The organism is uncultured Amnibacterium sp. (assembly GCF_964250715.1).
Classification (GTDB): domain Bacteria; phylum Actinomycetota; class Actinomycetes; order Actinomycetales; family Microbacteriaceae; genus Amnibacterium.
In genome coordinates, this window is record NZ_CAXUGX010000001.1 from 553822 (window position 1) to 570788 (window position 16967).

15 protein-coding genes are annotated in these 16967 nt (G+C 70.8%); 8 read left to right on the top strand and 7 right to left on the bottom strand.

Features of this window, described 5'->3' with window-relative positions; translation table 11 throughout:
* The first annotated feature begins 145 nt into the window (after positions 1-145).
* A complete protein-coding gene (locus tag ACFE7H_RS02565; RefSeq protein ID WP_375399620.1) occupies positions 146-1408 on the top strand; it encodes a GNAT family N-acetyltransferase in 1263 nt (420 codons plus the stop codon).
* 6 nt (positions 1409-1414) lie between these two features.
* Here the strand turns inward: ACFE7H_RS02565 and ACFE7H_RS02570 are convergent, their stop codons facing one another.
* From ACFE7H_RS02570 to ACFE7H_RS02580, 3 genes are all read right to left on the bottom strand, one after another.
* Positions 1415-1852, bottom strand: a complete 438-nt coding sequence (locus ACFE7H_RS02570) for a DUF779 domain-containing protein (protein WP_375399621.1) — start codon at positions 1850-1852, stop codon at positions 1415-1417.
* Between the two features lie 238 nt (positions 1853-2090).
* A complete protein-coding gene (locus tag ACFE7H_RS02575) occupies positions 2091-3575 on the bottom strand; it encodes an aldehyde dehydrogenase family protein (RefSeq protein WP_375399699.1) in 1485 nt (494 codons plus the stop codon).
* A 267-nt stretch (positions 3576-3842) separates the two neighbouring features.
* A complete protein-coding gene (locus ACFE7H_RS02580; protein ID WP_375399622.1) occupies positions 3843-5075 on the bottom strand; it encodes a GAF domain-containing protein in 1233 nt (410 codons plus the stop codon).
* Between the two features lie 101 nt (positions 5076-5176).
* Here ACFE7H_RS02580 and ACFE7H_RS02585 point away from each other — a divergent pair, with 101 nt between their 5' ends.
* Positions 5177-5431, top strand: a complete 255-nt coding sequence (locus ACFE7H_RS02585; RefSeq protein ID WP_375399623.1) for a glutaredoxin family protein — start codon at positions 5177-5179, stop codon at positions 5429-5431.
* 6 nt (positions 5432-5437) lie between these two features.
* Here ACFE7H_RS02585 and ACFE7H_RS02590 read toward each other — a convergent pair whose 3' ends face one another.
* The gene (locus tag ACFE7H_RS02590) at positions 5438-6394 is read right to left on the bottom strand and encodes a nucleoside hydrolase (RefSeq protein WP_375399624.1); all 957 of its coding nucleotides are present in this window, start codon (positions 6392-6394) and stop codon (positions 5438-5440) included.
* A 144-nt stretch (positions 6395-6538) separates the two neighbouring features.
* On the opposite strand from ACFE7H_RS02590, the gene ACFE7H_RS02595 reads away from it, so the two are divergent.
* Entirely contained in the window at positions 6539-7174 is a 636-nt protein-coding gene (locus tag ACFE7H_RS02595) for a nucleoside deaminase (protein WP_375399625.1), read from the top strand.
* A 71-nt stretch (positions 7175-7245) separates the two neighbouring features.
* Here ACFE7H_RS02595 and ACFE7H_RS02600 read toward each other — a convergent pair whose 3' ends face one another.
* On the bottom strand, positions 7246-9534 hold the full coding sequence (locus ACFE7H_RS02600; protein ID WP_375399626.1) for an SDR family oxidoreductase: 2289 nt from the start codon (positions 9532-9534) through the stop codon (positions 7246-7248).
* Positions 9535-9693: 159 nt separating this feature from the next.
* On the opposite strand from ACFE7H_RS02600, the gene ACFE7H_RS02605 reads away from it, so the two are divergent.
* The 5 genes from ACFE7H_RS02605 (at position 9694) to ACFE7H_RS02625 (ending at position 13817) form a co-directional block, all read left to right on the top strand.
* Positions 9694-10461, top strand: coding sequence for an SDR family NAD(P)-dependent oxidoreductase (locus ACFE7H_RS02605; protein ID WP_375399627.1), 768 nt, complete (start codon positions 9694-9696; stop codon positions 10459-10461).
* 9 nt (positions 10462-10470) lie between these two features.
* Complete coding sequence (locus ACFE7H_RS02610) at positions 10471-11277, top strand: lysophospholipid acyltransferase family protein (protein ID WP_375399628.1); 807 nt, start codon at positions 10471-10473, stop codon at positions 11275-11277.
* Positions 11274-13043, top strand: coding sequence for an FAD-binding oxidoreductase (locus ACFE7H_RS02615; protein WP_375399629.1), 1770 nt, complete (start codon positions 11274-11276; stop codon positions 13041-13043). The genes ACFE7H_RS02610 and ACFE7H_RS02615 overlap by 4 nt, the downstream gene beginning before the upstream one ends.
* A gap of 130 nt (positions 13044-13173) precedes the next feature.
* Positions 13174-13410 carry an AbrB/MazE/SpoVT family DNA-binding domain-containing protein gene (locus tag ACFE7H_RS02620; protein WP_375399630.1) on the top strand — a complete coding sequence of 79 codons (237 nt, stop codon included), beginning with the start codon at positions 13174-13176 and terminating at the stop codon, positions 13408-13410.
* Positions 13407-13817, top strand: coding sequence for a PIN domain-containing protein (locus ACFE7H_RS02625; RefSeq protein ID WP_375399631.1), 411 nt, complete (start codon positions 13407-13409; stop codon positions 13815-13817). Before ACFE7H_RS02620 ends, ACFE7H_RS02625 begins: the two co-directional genes overlap by 4 nt.
* A gap of 15 nt (positions 13818-13832) precedes the next feature.
* Here ACFE7H_RS02625 and ACFE7H_RS02630 read toward each other — a convergent pair whose 3' ends face one another.
* Positions 13833-14726, bottom strand: coding sequence for a L,D-transpeptidase (locus ACFE7H_RS02630; protein WP_375399632.1), 894 nt, complete (start codon positions 14724-14726; stop codon positions 13833-13835).
* Positions 14723-16891, bottom strand: coding sequence for a putative Ig domain-containing protein (locus ACFE7H_RS02635; RefSeq protein ID WP_375399633.1), 2169 nt, complete (start codon positions 16889-16891; stop codon positions 14723-14725). Before ACFE7H_RS02635 ends, ACFE7H_RS02630 begins: the two co-directional genes overlap by 4 nt.
* Positions 16892-16967: the final 76 nt, after the last annotated feature.

The window sequence follows — 16967 nt, forward strand, 5'->3', positions numbered from 1 at the left end:
TGTAGCCAGAGCACGATGGCAGGACAATGTCCCATGAGCAGGCTGCTGGTCGACCGAGGACCTGCTGTCGGGACGTGGTCCTGCTGAAGCGACTGGCCCGGGCGGCACCCATGGGGCTGTTGCGCCGGTCTCGGTAGGGTCACGGGTGGCTGAGACCCGTCGCCTCATCGGCCGTGTGGCGGTGCTGTCGGATGTGCACGGCGTGCTGCCGGCATTGGAAGCAGTGCTCGCCGAGCCGGATGTGCGGTCCGCGGATCGCATCGTGGTCACGGGCGACCTGGCGGCCGGTCCGCAGCCGAGCGAGGTGCTGGACGCGCTGACGGCCCTGGGCGAGCGCGTCGTACTCGTACGGGGGAATGCGGACCGCGAGCTGGTGCAGGTCGCGCGGGGCGGTACGACGGATGTGCCCGATCCGATCTCGGAGTGGGCGGCGGCGCAGTTGGGGCCTCGGCACGTTGCACTGCTGGCCGGCCTTCCCCACCCCGTCACGCTCGACATCGTCGGCTTCGGACCCGTCCTCTTCTGTCATGGAAGCCCGCGTGCGGACGACGAAGTCGTGCTGGTCGATACTCGGCCAGCACAGTGGGCCGATGTGCTGGCCGACGTGCCGGAGCAGGTGCGGACGGTCGTCGGCGGACATACCCATATGCCGTTCGTACGACTGGTCGACCGTCGACTTGTCGTCGTCTCGGGCAGCGTCGGTATGCCCTATGGGCGCAGTGGTGCGCACTGGGCACTGCTCGCGGACGGCGCCGTCACGCTGCGCCGCACCGCATTCGACCTCGACGCCGCAATCGAGCAGGTCGCGGCTGCTTCGGGGTATCCCGATGTCCGCGCGTGGGCCGAGTACTTCCTTCGCGCGACCGCGAGCGACGTTGAGGTGGTGCAGGAGTTCGGCTCGCGCGACGGAAGGAATGAGCACCCCGGCGACCTCATCACCGCACGCCTCGTGCTCCACCCGATCACGCCCCCAGAGGCGGAGCGCATCGTCGCCCGGTCGCCCCGACCCGACGATCACTGGCATCCCGAGTATCCGTTCGCGGACGAGCTCGAGCCGCTCGGTTCCCTGGCCGCCGAGCAGGAATCTGATGCGATCTTCACGCTGTTCCAGGTGCGGGACCGGGCCAGCGGGCTCGCAGTCGGCGGGATCGGCTTCTTCGGGCCGCCCGACGCCGAGGGCGTGGTCGAGGTGGGGTACGGATTCGTCGCCGCCGCGCGGGGCCGCGGTTTCGCGGTGGAGGCGCTGGTCGAGCTTGTCCGTCACGGGTTCGCCCATGGGGCAAGGGTCGTACGGGCGGATACCGACATCGCGAACGGGGCGTCGCAGCGGGTGCTGCTACGGGCGGGCTTCGCCGAGATGAGGCGGGAGCGCGGCCTCGCGTTCTTCGAGGTGCGCGCTCCCGCCTGAACCGACTCAGACGGACGCGGTGGCGGGCAGCGGATTCAGCCCTGCTCCGACCTGCACCCGCGGCGCCAAACCGAACTCGGCGCATTCCGCGTCGGTCAGCATGCGGGAGCGGATCAGGAACCGCTTGCCTTCGGGCGCCTCCAGGGAGAACCCGCTGCCCCGCCCGGAGACGATGTCGATGGTCAGGTGCGTGTACTTCCAGTACTCGAACTGCGACTTCGACATGAAGACCGGCACGGGTTCGATGCCGTCGACCTGCAGGTCGCCCAAGTGCTCGTCGGATGCGCCGGTGCGGAACATCCCGACGGGGAAGCACATGGGACTCGACCCGTCGCAGCATCCGCCGGACTGGTGGAACATCAGCGCCCCGTTGTCCGCCGCCAACTCCCGCAGCATGTCCGCCGCAGCATCCGTCACATCCACGCGTTGCTCGCTCATGGTCATTCCCTCTCTCCTCGCCCGCCCCACACCGCCTCCGCGCGATACGTGCGCCTTCACGCGGTACGCACACCCACCGCCGAGTCATACCTACCGCACGACGGACATGGCTGGTCACCATCTGATCCGGGACCGCAAGCGACCCTCCGCTCGCCGACCTCAAGGCCGGGAGCGAAGGGCCGTTCCGGCCCGCAGCGGACTGCCCACGACGTCTTTGATGCGCTCGCGCATCAAAGACCATTGGCTAAAAGAAGCCCATCGGCCCGTCGGCGTAGGACACGAGCAGGTTCTTGGTCTGCTGGTAGTGGTCGAGCATCACCTTGTGGTTCTCGCGGCCGATCCCGGACTGCTTGTAGCCGCCGAACGCGGCGTGCGCCGGGTACTGGTGGTAGGTATTCGACCAGACGCGGCCCGCTTCGATGGCCCGTCCGGCGCGGTAGAGCTGCGCGCCGTTGCGGCTCCAGACGCCGGCGCCGAGCCCGTACAGGGTGTCGTTGGCGATGGAGATGGCGTCGTCGAACCCGTCGAAGCTGGTCAGTGCGAGTACGGGCCCGAAGATCTCCTCCTGGAAGATCCGCATCGAGTTCTGGCCCTCGAAGATCGTGGGCTGCACGTAGTAGCCCTCGGCCAGGTCGCCGCCGAGGTCGGCCCGTTCGCCGCCGATCAGCAGTCTGGCGCCCTCCTGCTTGCCGATGTCCATGTACGACAGGATCTTCTCCAGCTGGTCGTTGGACGCCTGTGCGCCGATCATCGTGGAGACGTCGAGCGGGTTGCCCTGCTTGATCTTCTTCACGCGCTCGATGCCGTCGCCGACGAACCCGTCGTAGATCGATTTGGCGACGAGCGCCCGGGACGGGCAGGTGCACACTTCGCCCTGGTTCAGCGCGAAGAACGAGAAGCCCTCCTGCGCCTTCTCGTAGAAGGAGTCCTTCTGATCGGCGACGTCCTCGAAGAAGACGTTGGGGCTCTTGCCGCCGAGCTCCAGCGTGACCGGGATCAGGTTCTCGCTGGCGTACTGCATGATCAGCCGGCCCGTGGTGGTCTCGCCGGTGAAGGCGACCTTGCGGATGCGCGGGTGCGACGCGAGCGGAGCGCCGGCCTCGATGCCGAACCCGTTGACGATGTTCAGCACCCCCGCGGGAATCAGGTCGCGGATCAGGTCCATCAGCACGTGGATGGAGGCGGGGGTCTGCTCGGCCGGCTTCAGCACGACGCAGTTGCCGGCGGCGAGGGCCGGGGCGAGCTTCCAGGTGGCCATCAGGATCGGGAAGTTCCACGGGATGATCTGGGCGACCACGCCGAGCGGCTCGTGGAAGTGGTAGGCGATCGTGTCGTGGTCGATCTCGGACACGCCACCTTCCTGCGCGCGGATGGCGCCCGCGAAGTAGCGGAAGTGGTCGATCGCGAGCGGCAGGTCGGCGGCCAGGGTCTCGCGCACCGGCTTGCCGTTCTCCCACGTCTCGGCCACCGCGAGCAGTTCCAGGTTCGCCTCCATGCGGTCGGCGATGCGGGTCAGCATCAGCGCGCGTTCGGCGGGGGAGGTCTTGGACCAGGCCGGGAACGCCTTCCAGCCGGCCTCGACGGCGCGGTCCACATCGGCCTTCGTGCCGCGGGCCATCTCGCAGAAGGGCCTGCCGGTGACCGGCGTGATGTTCTCGAAGTACTTGCCCGAGGCCGGAGCGACGTACTCGCCGCCGATGAAGTGGTCGTAGCGGCCGCGATAGCTCATCACGGCGCCCTCGGTACCCGGGTTCGCGTAGACCTGTGGCGCGCTGCCCTGGTCGGCCGTTCCCTGGTCGGCACTGATCGGCGGGGTCTCGACCGATGCCTCGGTCCCTGCGTCGGCGAATAGGGTCATGGCCGTCCTCCTGGTTCGACTTCGTCGTCGGCGCACCGGTGGGGCGCGCTCGTGCCGGACGGTACGCCGCCGCGGGTTGCATCCGGTTGCATGCGCCTGCACGGTCCCGCAGCCGAGAATCCGCCCCGGCGAGCGAGGTCAGCCGAGCGACTCCAGGTGCGCCACGACGCCCGCCCGCCGCGGTGAGCGCGCCGGCAGCAGGTGCAGCAGCGTCTCCCACACGGGTCGGTCCGCGGCGCCGGCGTCGGTCTGCGCGTACTGCAGCAGCACGTCGGCGGAGGCGGATTCCAGCATCGACTCGCGCAGGCGCCCCGCCACCTCCGCGCGGATCGCCTCGATCCCCGGAGCAGCGGAGGCGGGCAGCACCGGCCCCGGATAGGCGGCCAGGGCCGCGGCGTGCGCACCGCGGTCCAGCAGGCCGAGCACGATCCGCGCGTCCAGATCGACGGGCGCGGGCAGGCGGTACGGGCGGGCGAGCGGCGTGAGGGCCGGGACGGTCGACTCCAGCAGGTGGCGCAGACGCACCATCTCGGCCCGCACGGTGCCGACGGCGCCGGCCCGGCCGAACACCAGCTCGGCCAGGTGGTCGGCGGCCAGACCGGCGCGATGCCAGGCGAGCAGCGTCAGCAGCTCGGCGTGCCGCGCGGTCAGCGGCACCGTCGTCGAGCCGGTCGTCAGGCTGCCGGTGTCGGTGCCCAGCACGCCGAGGTGCGGCGCGCGGGCGGCCCGGGCGACCGGTTGCCGGCGGCGGCGGCGCGTCAACCGCTGCACGAGCAGCTCGCGCTCCACGGCCGCGGCGGTCGCCTCCAGCAGCGGCAGCACGTGCGGGGCGACCACCTCGTCGCCGCCGGTGACGTCGAGCACGCCGAGCACCTGGTGCGTCCGCAGGTCGTGGAGCGGCACCGCGGTGCAGCTCCAGCGCTGCACCGGCGTCGCGAAGTGCTCCCGCCCGGTCACCTGGATGCCGTGGTCGAGCGTCAGGGCCGTGCCCGGCGCGGAGGTGCCGACGTCCTGCTCGCCCCAACCGGCGCCCTCCATGAAGCGCATGTCCTCCGCGCGGCGCTTCAGGGCGGCGTCGCCCTCCACCCAGAGCAGGCGGCCGGCCGCGTCGCCCACCGCGACGACCACCCCGCTGCCCTCATCCGCGTCCCGCACCAGTAGTCTGCGGATCACCGGCAGGGCCAGTGCGAGCGGATGCCCCAGGCGGTATTCCTCCAGCGCATCGCCGGCCAGCTCCAGCGACGCCTCGGCGTGATCGGGGTCCAGGCGCCGGCGTCGGGCCCGCTCCCACGATTCCAGGATCGGTCGCCGGGGCGCGCCCTGGCCGGGCACGGCGAGCCAAGGATTCACGGGCGCTCCCGGAAACGTCATCGATACCGAGCGTCGTCAGGCTACGCGGCGCCCGGCCGACGGGCCAGAGCCTGTTCGAGCGCGAGCGCGGTAGCGCACGCTCCCGCGCGTAGCCTGGCTGGATGACCGACGCCACTTCCGCCCGCATCACCTTCTACGGCGCGGGCTGGTGCGGCGACTGTCGCCGCTCCAAGGCGTTGCTCGACGGCGAGGGCGTCGACTACGACTACGTCGACGTGGAGGCGTCCGAGCAGGCCGCGGATGCGGCGGTCGCGGTCAGCGGGCGCACGAACATCCCGGTGATCGTCTTCCCGGACGGCTCGCATGTGGTCGAGCCGTCGGACGCCGAACTGCGGGCCAAGCTGCAGCTCGCCTGACCGGGTTCAGTGCCGCTGCAGCACCGTGTCGAAGAACAGCTGCAGCACCTCGTCGGTCCGCACGCCGAGCGCAACCTCCGCCCTGGGCCAGTCACGCGGACCGTCGTCCAGGCTCCCGGAGCCGCGTCCGCGCCGGTCGACGACGGTCTGACCGCGGCCGATGCCGGGCGCGAGGGCGACCTGCAGCGGCCGCCGCTCGAACGTGAACAACTCGGGACGTACCGCCGCGCACACGGCGCCGGCGTCGCCGATGCCCTGCACCACAGTGGTGGTACCGCGCTCCGGGTCGACGATCTCGTGGCCGAGCAGGCTGCCGAGGGCACGAGATACTCGGTCGCCGGAGCGGTGCAGCTCGGCGATCGTCTCGCGCGAAGCGAGTACTTCGTTGAACACGTCCAGTCCGTACATCACCAGCGGAATGCCGCTGTTGATGACGATGTGGGCGGCTTCGGGATCGTGCCAGACGTTGAACTCGGCCACCGCGCTGGCGTTCCCGACGGACGCGGACCCGCCCATGAAGACGATCCTCGCGATCCTGTCGACGACCTCGGGATGGACCCTGAGCAGCAGCGCCACGTTCGTCAGCGGCGCCAGCGCGACGATCGTGACCGGCGTCTCGGCGTCGAGCAGCGTGCGCCGCAGCAGTTCGACGCTGCGCACCTCCGCGATGCTGCGACGGCTGGGCGGCAGTTCGAGACCCCCGAGACCGGACGGACCGTGGACCGCGGCAGCGTCTCGCACCGGCTCGACGAGGGGTCGTGTCGCACCGGCCGCGACCGGGATCGGGGGCGCGTCGATCAGGTCGAGGATCTTCAGGGTGTTGACGACCACCTGATCCAGGTTCACATTCCCGGCGACGCATGAGATCGCGCGCACGTCGATGTCGGGATGGCGGACCGCGAACATGATGGCCATCGCATCGTCGAGCCCCGTGTCGACATCCAGGATCACCGGCTGGTTCATGTGCCGCCCCTCTCCGTTCGCCCGCCCGATGCGCACCGAGGCGTCGGACCGAAACGTCACTCGCCCGAAACGGCTGCGAAACACGCGCAGCCGACGCTCGACACTGCCACACGGCGGGTCCGAGCGGCTCGGAAGGACTTCACCATGCGCCTCGACAGTGCCGGCTTCACCCTGACCCTTCCCGACTGGATCGGCGACGAGCTCGCCGGCGTCCCGGACCGTCTGCCCGACCCGGTCGACCGCATGCGCCTGGTCCACCGCCTCGCCGACCGCAACTGGCGCGAGGGCGACGGCGGGCCGTTCGCCGCGCTCGTGGCCGAGACCGCGACGGGCCGCATCGTCTCCGTCGGCGTGAACGTCGTGCTCGCCTCCGGGATCTCGTCAGGGCACGCGGAGGTGATGGCGCTCGGGACCGCGCAAAAAGCGGTCGGCGGGTGGGACCTCGGCGGGGTCGGGCTGCCCGATCACGAGCTGGTCGTCAACTGGCGTCCGTGCGTGCAGTGTTACGGCGCCACCATGTGGTCCGGGGTGCGCACCATGATCGTCGCCGGGTCCGGTCCGGAGATCGAGACCATCACCACCTTCGACGAGGGGCCGATGCGCGACGACTGGTCCGCGCAGTTCGAGTCGCGGGGCATCCACGTGGTCGACGGCGTGCTGCGCGACGAAGCGCTCGCGGTGTTCACCGCCTACCGCGCGGCCGTCGACTCGGCGGCGGCCCTGGTCTACAACGCTCGCGCCGCGTCCTCCGCGCCGAACAATTCAGGCGATCCCGAGTAACGAAGGCGATCCGGGCCGGTTTGCGCCTGCATTTCTCGAATTCTCCTGAATTCCTCGGCGTTCAGGAGGGGTCAGGAGGCGGGAATCCGCGGGCCGACGCCCTCGACGGCGGCTCGGGCGACGCCGCGCTCGCGCCACGCGGCGATCGCCCAGCGGCGCCGCTGCGCCTCCTTGGCCAGCCGGGCATCCGGATTGACCGCCGTCGGCCGGCCCAGCAGGCCGAGCCACGGCAGGTCGGCATGACTGTCGCCGTAGCCGTAGGAGGCGGCCAGGTCGAAGCCGTTGCGTGCCGCGTACTGCGTCAGCCACGCGGCACGCGCCTCGTCGACGAGCGGCGGCCGCGCCAGGTACCCGGTCAGCACGCCGTCGGCCTCGTGCATGGCGCTGGCCACGACCTCGTCGAACAGGCCGGCGATGGGTTCGGTCAGCGTGCCGATCGATCCCGTCACGAGCACCGTGCGGTGCCCTGCCGCGCGATGCGCCTGGATGCGGGCGACCGCCTCCGGCCGCGTCGCGCCCAGCAGGCGATCGGCGTATCCGCCGCGGACGATGCGCTGCAGCCGATCCGCGGGCAGTCCTGCGTACCGCCGCAGGAATGCACGCACGAACTCGCCGCGATCGCGCCGCTCGGCCGCCAGGTACCGGGGGAGCGCCGCCGTGATCGCGGCGACCTCGCCGAGCACGGTCCAGCCGCCGAAGCCGGCGCCGCGCACCCACAGGTACTGCTCCACCACGTTGGAGTCGACGACCGTGCCCTCCAGGTCGAACACGGCCAGCACGTCCGACCGCTCCGGCAGCGGTGCCTGGGGGGCGGGCGGCGCTGCCTCGGTGCCGCCGCGCGAGAACACGCGCATCAGCGAGGTGACCGCCGGAAAGTGCACCCGCTGCAGGTAGTCCTCCCAGCCGATGCGGGTGACGTCGAACCCCTCCGACTCCTGTCGCTGCAGCGGCAGGGCCGCGTGCAGCGAGCGGGCGACGGTGTCGTCGAAGATCAACTCCGTGCCCACGTAGGCGCGGTAGAGCTCCGAGAGGCTGCGCATCACGGCCAGATCGCCGCGGCGACGATCGAGCCGTCGCTGCCACTCCCGCGAGCGGGACGTGGAGGGAAGTCGATCCAGCACCCGGTCGCCCAGGTCGGCCCGCACCTCGGCGCCCTTCAGCGCCCGCTCCACCCGGCGGTCGCCCGGGAACTGCCACGTCGGCACCCGGACGGCGCCCCGGCCGGTGTCCGGGATGGGGTTCGCGGTGAAGTAGTCGCGCACGTTCTGATACATGCGGTGGAACGGCAGCGGGTTGGTGGCTCCGGAGGCGACGTGTACGTACCGGGGCTCGGCCGGCGCCGGGGGCGCGGCCGCCGCCGCAAGGATCGCGTTGACCACGTAATCGACCGGCACGACATCGAGCACCGAGTCGGGTACGCCCGGGAAGTCCGGCAGCTGACCGCGCCCGAAGGCGATGATCAGCGGATCGGCGACCTTGAACCCGTCGATCCAGCCCGGGAACGGATGCGCGAGGGCGCTCTCGATCACGGACGGCCGCACGATCGACAGGCGATGGCCGGCGCCCGCCCACAGGTCCTCCGCCGCCCGCTCGGCGAACGCCTTGGTCAGGGTGTAGACGTCGGTCCACCCGAGGCTCTCGGCGCGGCTGCGTCCGGCCTGCACGAGCCGCCGCTTGACCCACTCGACGCGGGCCTCCTCTGTCGCGCGCGCCACGGCCTGGGGGCCCTCCTTGCCGACCCGGGTGCGTGCGTCCGCCATCAGGGTGCGCAGCACGGCGGGCTCGCGGCTGCGCAGCTCCACGCGCTCTCGGGCCCGGGCGGCCGCCAGCGCCTCCGCCCGCCAGTCGACCTCGTGCGCCAGGCGCGCCTCGGGCAGCACGCCCTTGCGGATGCCGCCGACGTAGCAGGTGGACACGTGGACGACGTGCGGATCGGCGCCCGCGGCCAGCAGCGCCTCGTACACCGAGGTCGCGCCGCCCACGTTCGTGGCGAACGCCTCGTCGATCGGCGGATCGAACGAGACGGTGGAGGCGCTGTGGATGACCACGTCGATGTCCGCCGGCAGCGGCGGCACCGCACCGAGCGCCCCCTCCACGGCGTGCACCCGTGCGGCGTAGATTCGCGCCGCCTCGTCCGCGCCCACGCGATCGCGCCACGGCTTGAAGACCGGCTTGCGCAGCAGTTTCGCCAGGCGGTCCGCGCCGGACTGCGTCCCCCTCGCCCTGACGAGCACCGAGACCGTGGTGTCCGGATGAGAGACCAGCAGGCGCTCCAGCACGGCCTGACCGACGAACCCGGTGCCGCCGGTGAGCAGGACGTGCCCGGTCAGCCGACCGTCTGTGAACGGGCCGCCGACCATCTCGTCTGCCGGCGAGCGTGCAGGTGGTTCAGGCGAACGCACAGATTCAGGCGGGCGCTGCGATTCGGGCGGGCGCTGCTCGGGCGGAAGGGGCGGTTCCGGCGCGGCTGGCTGATCGGGCACGGCGGCGGGCGTCATCGTCCTCGTATCGTAGGCGGCATGGCCGTCGCCCTCATCACCGGCGGGACCTCGGGGATCGGCGCGGCCTTCGCGCGTGCGCTGGCGGCCCGCGGCTTCGACCTGGTACTCGTCGCTCGCGACGAGCAGCGGCTGGCGGCGGAGGCGGCCCGGTACCGGGCGGGCGGGCGCCGCGTCGAGACGCTGTCGGCCGACCTGTCCGTGCGCGCCGATGTGGCCCGGGTGGCGGCGCGGCTCGCGGACTCCGCCGATCCCGTCGTGCTGCTGGTCAACAACGCGGGCTTCTCGGTCGGTGCCCGGCTGCTCGACGCCGACACCGCCCCGCACGACCGCGCGATGGAGGTGATGATCCGGGCGGTGCTGGTGCTCTCCGGTGCCGCCGCCCGCGCGATGCGCACCCGCGGGCGCGGCGACATCATCAACGTCTCATCCACCGCCGGCTTCATCACGATGGGCGCCTACTCGGCGATCAAGGCGTGGGTGACGACCTACACCGAGTCGTTGGCGGTCGAGCTGCACGGCTCGGCCGTGCGGGTGCTGGCCCTCTGCCCGGGCTGGGTCCACACCGAGTTCCATGTACGGGGCGGAGTGTCGGTCTCCGGCATCCCCCGGGCCCTCTGGGTGGATGCGGACACCCTGGTTGCCGATGCGCTCCGCGATCTGACCCGCGGGCGGGTGATCTCCGTGCCGACCCTGCGCTACAAGGCGCTCATATTCCTGGCCCGGCATGGACCGCGCGCAGGGATCCGTTCGGTTTCACGCAGGATCTCCGGCGGCCGCGAGCGGTAACGTGGCCCCGTGACGTTGCGGCTGCAATCCAAAGGGGGCAACGAGTACGAAGAACCTCCTATGCGGCTGGACCGGTTCACCTCTCGGACCAACGCCGCTGCGCGGTACGTCGCGCAGCGCATCCTGCTGCAGGGCGTGGTCCGTGGCATCGCCCGCGTGCGCATCGTCGGGCGCAACGAACTGCGCAACCTGAGCGGTGCCTTCGTCGTGGTCGCCAATCACTCCAGCCACCTGGACGCACCGCTGGTCTTCACCACCCTGCCCCGCCGGCTGGCCCGCTACCTGGCCGCCGGCGCCGCGGCCGACTACTTCTTCGACGTGCGGTGGCGGCGCGGCTTCACGTCCCTGTTCTTCAATGCGTTCCCCATCCAGCGGGGCGCGATCGACCAGCGGGGCGCGGTGGAGAAGCACCGCTCGGCCGCCGGCGAACTGCTCGGGCATGGCGTGCCGCTGCTGGTCTTCCCGGAGGGCACGCGCAGCGCCACCGGCGACATCGGGCAGTTCAAGTCCGGCGCCGCGGCGCTGGCAGCACGCGCCTCGGTGCCCTGTGTCCCCGTTGCGATCATCGGCGCGGATTACGTGCATCCGCGAGGATCCAAATGGCCGCGAGTCGGCCGACCGCCCGTCGGAGTCGTCTTCGGGGCGCCGGTGTTCGCCTCCGTCGGCGAGAGCCCCGCGGAGTACATGGCGCGTGTCCGCCACGAGGTGCTGCGCCTGCACGACGAGCACAGCGGCCTCGGCCGCCCGCGGGACGGCGTTCGCACGAAGGCCCGGACCGCCTCAGCCCGGACGGGCTCTGGGGACGACCGGGAATGACGGACCTGGCTGAGTCCGACCTCGACGACGCCGATCAGGTGCCGCCGCCCGTGCGCAGCACCACCGCGGACGCCCAGGTGACCACGCCGCCGGTACCGACGCCGGCGCAGGTGCCCCACATGAAGTGGTGGGGCTGGGGTGTCGACGGCGTCGGTTTCCACTGGCAGGACAAGCCGGCCTTCGCCGCCTTCGTTCAGAAGGCGGTCGGGCTCGACCTGCACACCGCCCAGGCGCTCGAGCAGCCCTCCTTCGACCGCATCACCGTGCCGCCATCGGTCGCACCGCAGGGGTTGCTCCGGGACCTTCGCGATGCGGTGGGCGAAGACGCGGTCAGCCTCGACGACGAGTCCCGCGTCGTCCACACCTACGGCAAGAGCCTGCGCGACCTGGTCCGTGTCCGCGCCGGCGACCTGCCCCGTGTCCCCGACGTCGTCGTCTTCCCCGCCGACGAGGCCGCCGTGCAGGCCGTGGTCGCCGCCGTGATCGCGGCCGACGCCGTACTCATCCCGTTCGGCGGCGGCAGCAACATCGCCGGCAGTCTGGAGCCCCAGCCCGCCGAGACCCGCCCGGTCGTGTCGGTCGACCTCGGCCGGCTGCGCCGCGTGCTCGACGTGGACGCCGACTCCGGCCTCGCCCGCATCCAGGCCGGCGCGCTCGGGCCCGACCTGGAGAGCCAGCTGCAGGAGCGGGGCTGGACGATCGGCCACTTCCCCGACTCCTTCACCCACTCCAGCCTCGGCGGCTGGGTCGCTACGCGGTCGTCGGGCATGCAGTCGGACAAGTACGGCGACATCGCCGACATCGCCCGCGGCATGCGAGTCGTTCGGCCCGACGGCGTGCTCGTTATTCGAGGGATCCCGAGCGCTTCGACGGGGCCGAGCGTGCGCGAGATGGTGCTCGGCAGCGAGGGCCGGCTGGGCGTCATCACCGAGGTGACGGTGCAGGTGCATCGCATCCCCGCCAAGCGCGTCATCCACGCCTACTTCTACCCGACCTGGACCGCCGGCCTGGCGGCGATGCAGGCGATCGCCGCCAGCGACGCGCACCCCACCGTCACCCGCGTCTCCGATGCCCGGGAGACCGGATTCTCGCTGGCCACCTCGAAGGAGTCCAAGGGCGTCCAGAAGCTGCTGACGCGGGGCGTGATGCTGTACCTGAAGCGCCGCGGCTGGAACCTGGACGACGTCTGCCTGTCCTTCGTCGGCTACGAGGGCGAGGCCGACCACGTCGCACGCCAGCGCAAGGCGACGGAGCGGGTGATCAAGCGGCACGGCGGGTTCTCCCTGGGCACCGGCCCGGGCGTGCTGTACGACCAGAAGAAGTTCGACACGCCCTATCTGCGCGACTTCCTACTCGACCGCGGTACCGCCGGCGACGTCTCCGAGACCGCGGCGCCCTGGTCCCGGTTGAACAGCGTGCACGATGCGGTGATCGCGGCGGCGGAGGGTGTCTTCCGCGATATGGACCGCACCGGCTGGGTGATGTGCCACCTCTCCCACTCGTACCACTCCGGCGCGTGCCTGTACTTCACGTTCGCGTTCGTCTTCGGCGACGACCCCATCGGTGAGTACGACCGGGTCAAATCCGCGATCCAGCAGGCATTCATCGACAACGGCGGCACTCTCTCCCACCACCACGGCGTCGGCCTGGAGCACGCCCCGTGGCTCGAGCAGGACATCTCCGGCGAGGGCGTCGCGGTGATGCGAGGCCTGTTCACGGCCGCCGACCCGGGCGCCCACTTCAACCCGGCCAAGATCACCCGCTGATCCGAGCCGCCGTCTGCCTCGATCTGCGACTCCTGCCCACGCGCGCGCTTCAACACGGGTCTCGGATCGATGCGATCGGGTGAGACATATCGCCTGTTCATGGATGGCAGCAGATTGGTAGACTGCTGACATGCGAGCGACCATCGACACCATGGGTCGGGTCGTCATCCCGAAGGCTTTTCGCGACGAACTGGGGCTGAAGCCCGGCGCTGAAATCGACATCTCACGATTCGGTGGGGGCGTGCACATCGAGCCGGGGAGTCGCACCGCGCGGCTCGAGCGGGAAGGCGACCGGCTCGTGATCGCGAGTGACACGGTGATCGACGACGACATCGTGTTCGCCCTGATCGACGCCGGGCGGCGGTGATCCCACTCGCGCTCGACACGAGCGTCGCGGTGCCGCTCATGCTCCTGTCCCATCCGATGCACCATGCGGTGGTTGCTCGGGTGGGTGGGCGCCCGATCGCGCTGTCCGGGCACGCCGAGGTCGAGACGCTCTCCGTGCTGACGAGGCTGCCGAACGATGCCCGCGTCGATGCCGCGGCGGCGAAGCAGGTGCTCACGGACGGGATGAGGCACGCATTCAGCCCCGATCTGGACCATCCCGTCACGCCCGCGCTCAGAATCGCCGACCTCGGTATCACGGGTGGTGCCGTGTACGACGCACTCGTCGCGCTCGCCGCACTCGATTCAGGCGCGACGCTGCTCACGCGCGACGCCCGGGCGCTTCCGACCTACGCACGGGTCGGCGTCGCCATCGAACTCGTCGCCTGAACGGCCGCTCGAAGTTCAGCTGGTCATGAGGACCGGAGTCCCGAGGGGAAGCTTCGCGATCGTGTCGAGCGCTGCGCCGGGAAGGCGGAGGCAGCCGCGGGACACCGCGCCGTGTGTGTCCGAGTGGTGGTGCATGCCGATCAATCCGCCATCGTGTCCCTCATAGGGTTCGTCCGACGCGGTCGCATGGAGCGAGGTCAACTCGATCGGATAGTCGGCCTGGCCCTGCGACGGATCGAGGTAGCGGGATTGCAGGTAACCGACCACCCCGGTCGGTGTCGGCGTCCGCGCCGCACCCACCCCGATCGCATAGTGCGCGGCGATGGTGCCGCTCGAGCCGACGACGGAGAGCTGTTGCTTCGACACCGAGATCACGATCCGATCGCGCAGCACCGTGCGCGGGATCAGGTCGGAACGAGCGATCCACGCGGCGGTCTGCGCTGGTGCGGACCCCTCGGTGTCGGACGGCAGGGAGTTCCGGCTCGGTGTCAGCACCAGGGCCCACCGCCCGTCGAATTCGACCGGCACCACGACGGTCGGTTCTCCGAGGAAGTTGCGCGCGGCGAACCGGGCCACCGGTCGGCCGTTCACCGCGTCGTACAGGGCGGCGTCCGCGCGCAGACTGTAGGCGCGTGTCGCCGCCGCCGGGACACGAGACGCTCGATAGGCGACCAGCCCGGGAATGACGGCGTCGTACTTCGCCTCGGACAGTGCACGGATGCGTGCAGCCGAGAGCGGTTGGATCGGCTTCGCGGCCAGCGCCTCGGCGCGCGCACCGACGGCGGACGGCACAGCCGCCGTGCCCGCACCGTTCACCAGCATCGTCAGGACGATCGCCACTGCGGCGATCATGACGACCGCAGTCCCGACGAACACCGCCGCCCGTCGCCGCGCGACGCCAGGGCTCATCCGCTGACCATCGGAAGTCGGTCGGCCTCCTCGACGACCCGAAGGCTGAACGCCTGATCGTCGTGGCCGATCGAGTTGGAGGCGCGGATGGTGAAGTGGAACGTTCCGGCCGTCGTCGGCGTTCCCGTGACCCGCCCCGACGTGGGATCGAGCTTCAGGCCCTCGGGCAGGTGGCCGGAGCGGACCGCGAAGCGAGTGGGTGCACCCGTTACACGGACTCGGGACGAGTAGGCCGTTCCGACTTCGAGGGACGTCGACAGGCTGTGCGCTGCGATCTTCGGGGCGGCACTCGACGTGACGGCAGCGACTCTGAAGACGTACTCCGTCGATGCGGATGCCGTCGCGCTCCGCACGGTCACCGTGACGGTGGAGTCACCGGAGACGGTCGGTGTGCCGGAGATGATTCCGGTCGTGGAGTCGAGCGCGAGTCCGGCCGGGAGGGTTCCGGCGGTGATGGTCCAGGTCGTGGGGCCGCTGCCCACTCCAGGCACCGACAGCGCGAACGGCGAACCCTGGCTGGGGTGGCTGATGACCGGTCGGCCTGGCCCGGGCGCCGAGGACGGGGGCGCCGCGGATGGGAGCGGGGTGCTGATGGGAGAAGGGCCGCCCGAGGCGACCGGCGGGTTCGAGACGACCGGCGTCGCGGAGACGACCTGCGTGTAGGTTGCGGAGTCGCTGCCGGCGGTGCTGGTCGCGGTGACCGCGTAGGTGAAGGTTCCGGCAGTCGTCGGGGTGCCGGAGATGATCCCGGTCGCCGGGTCGAGCACGAGCCCGGTGGGCAGGGCGCCGCTGGAGACGGAGTAGGTCCGCGTACCCGTGCCTCGGCTCGTGACGGTGTGCGCGAAGGGTGCCCCCGCCGTGATCGAAGCCGTCGGTGCGGGCGAGGTGATGGTCGGCGCCGTCGCGGTGACGGTCTGGCTGTAGGAGGCGGAGTCGCTGCCGACGGCGTTGGTCACGGTGACGGCGTAGTTGTAGGCGCCTGCAGTGGTGGGGCTGCCCGAGATGATTCCGGTGGATGGGTCGAGTGCGAGTCCGGGGGGCAGGCTGCCGCCCGAGATCGACCAGGTGGTCGGGCCGACGCTCGTCGCGGTGTTGGTGTGTGAGAAGCCCGTGGCGCCCGCAATGGTCCCGCTCGGCGCGGGTGAAGTGATGGACGGCGGGGTCACGACCGCGAGGGATGCGGTCGGTCCCCAGAGCTGGTAGGTCGCACTCTCCGGCCCCGGAGTGAAGGTGCCGGGGAAGCCTCCGAGGGATCCGGATTGCCAGTCCGCTGCCGAGATGGTGTCCCACGTCGACAGCACGAGTGTGTGAATGCCGGGCTGCAGCGTCGAAGTGAACGCGGGGAAGTGGCCCTCCACGACCGTGCCGTCAGCGAGTCGGGCCGAGTTGGTGACCTGGTTCACATTGTCGTAGTCGTCGTTGCAGCCCACGACGTTCTGGTCGGGCTGCGCCGGGTCGTAGGTGCCGTACACCGCGAGGAACGGGTCGGCGATCGGAGTGATGGGCAGGGACAGATCGAGATTGGGTGATGTCGGCGAGGTCGAGATCGTCCGGAACGTGAAGTTCCCCGGTTGAGAGATGTACACGGTCAGCGCCGTGTACACGTGGTCACCGGGAATGATCCCGCAGTTCGGGTTTTCGTTCAGGAAGTGCTCGCCGAACGTGCTCCCGCTTGAGGCGGCTCCTGCCGTGAAGACGTCGGGTGCGGCGCCGATGGTGACGGTGTTCGTCGACAGCAGCGAGCCGCTCGGGTCGGCGAGCGGCGGCACGATGGTGACCTGAAAGCGGCTCGAGCTCACCACGTTGCCGCCGATCAGGCGATAGACGGTGAAGTCCGCGTCCGCTGAAGCGACGATGTTGGTCCAGTTCCCCACCGCGTCCGGAGTGCCATTCGGGGTGATGACGGCGCCGTTGGCGTTGATCGCGCCGCTGTCGATGTGGATCCGGTTGCAGCCCGACCCGGCGACGGTGAATTGCTGCCCTGGAGACAGCGGTACCTTCGCGTCCCACGACACGCTCGCATCGCGGCAGTTCAGCGGAAGTGGATTGGGGCTCGGCGGCGTGGCCGAGGCGGGCAGGACCGGCAGCAGTGCGAGCAGCAGCCCGATGACGAGCGCGGCAGCGAGACGCCTTCGACGCGACAGGGACTTCAGGGGAGTGGACACGCGGGATCCTTCGCTCGGCCGGGCACGCCAAGGTAAGGAGGATCGAGCGCGAATTCGGGGACGCAAACCTTCAACG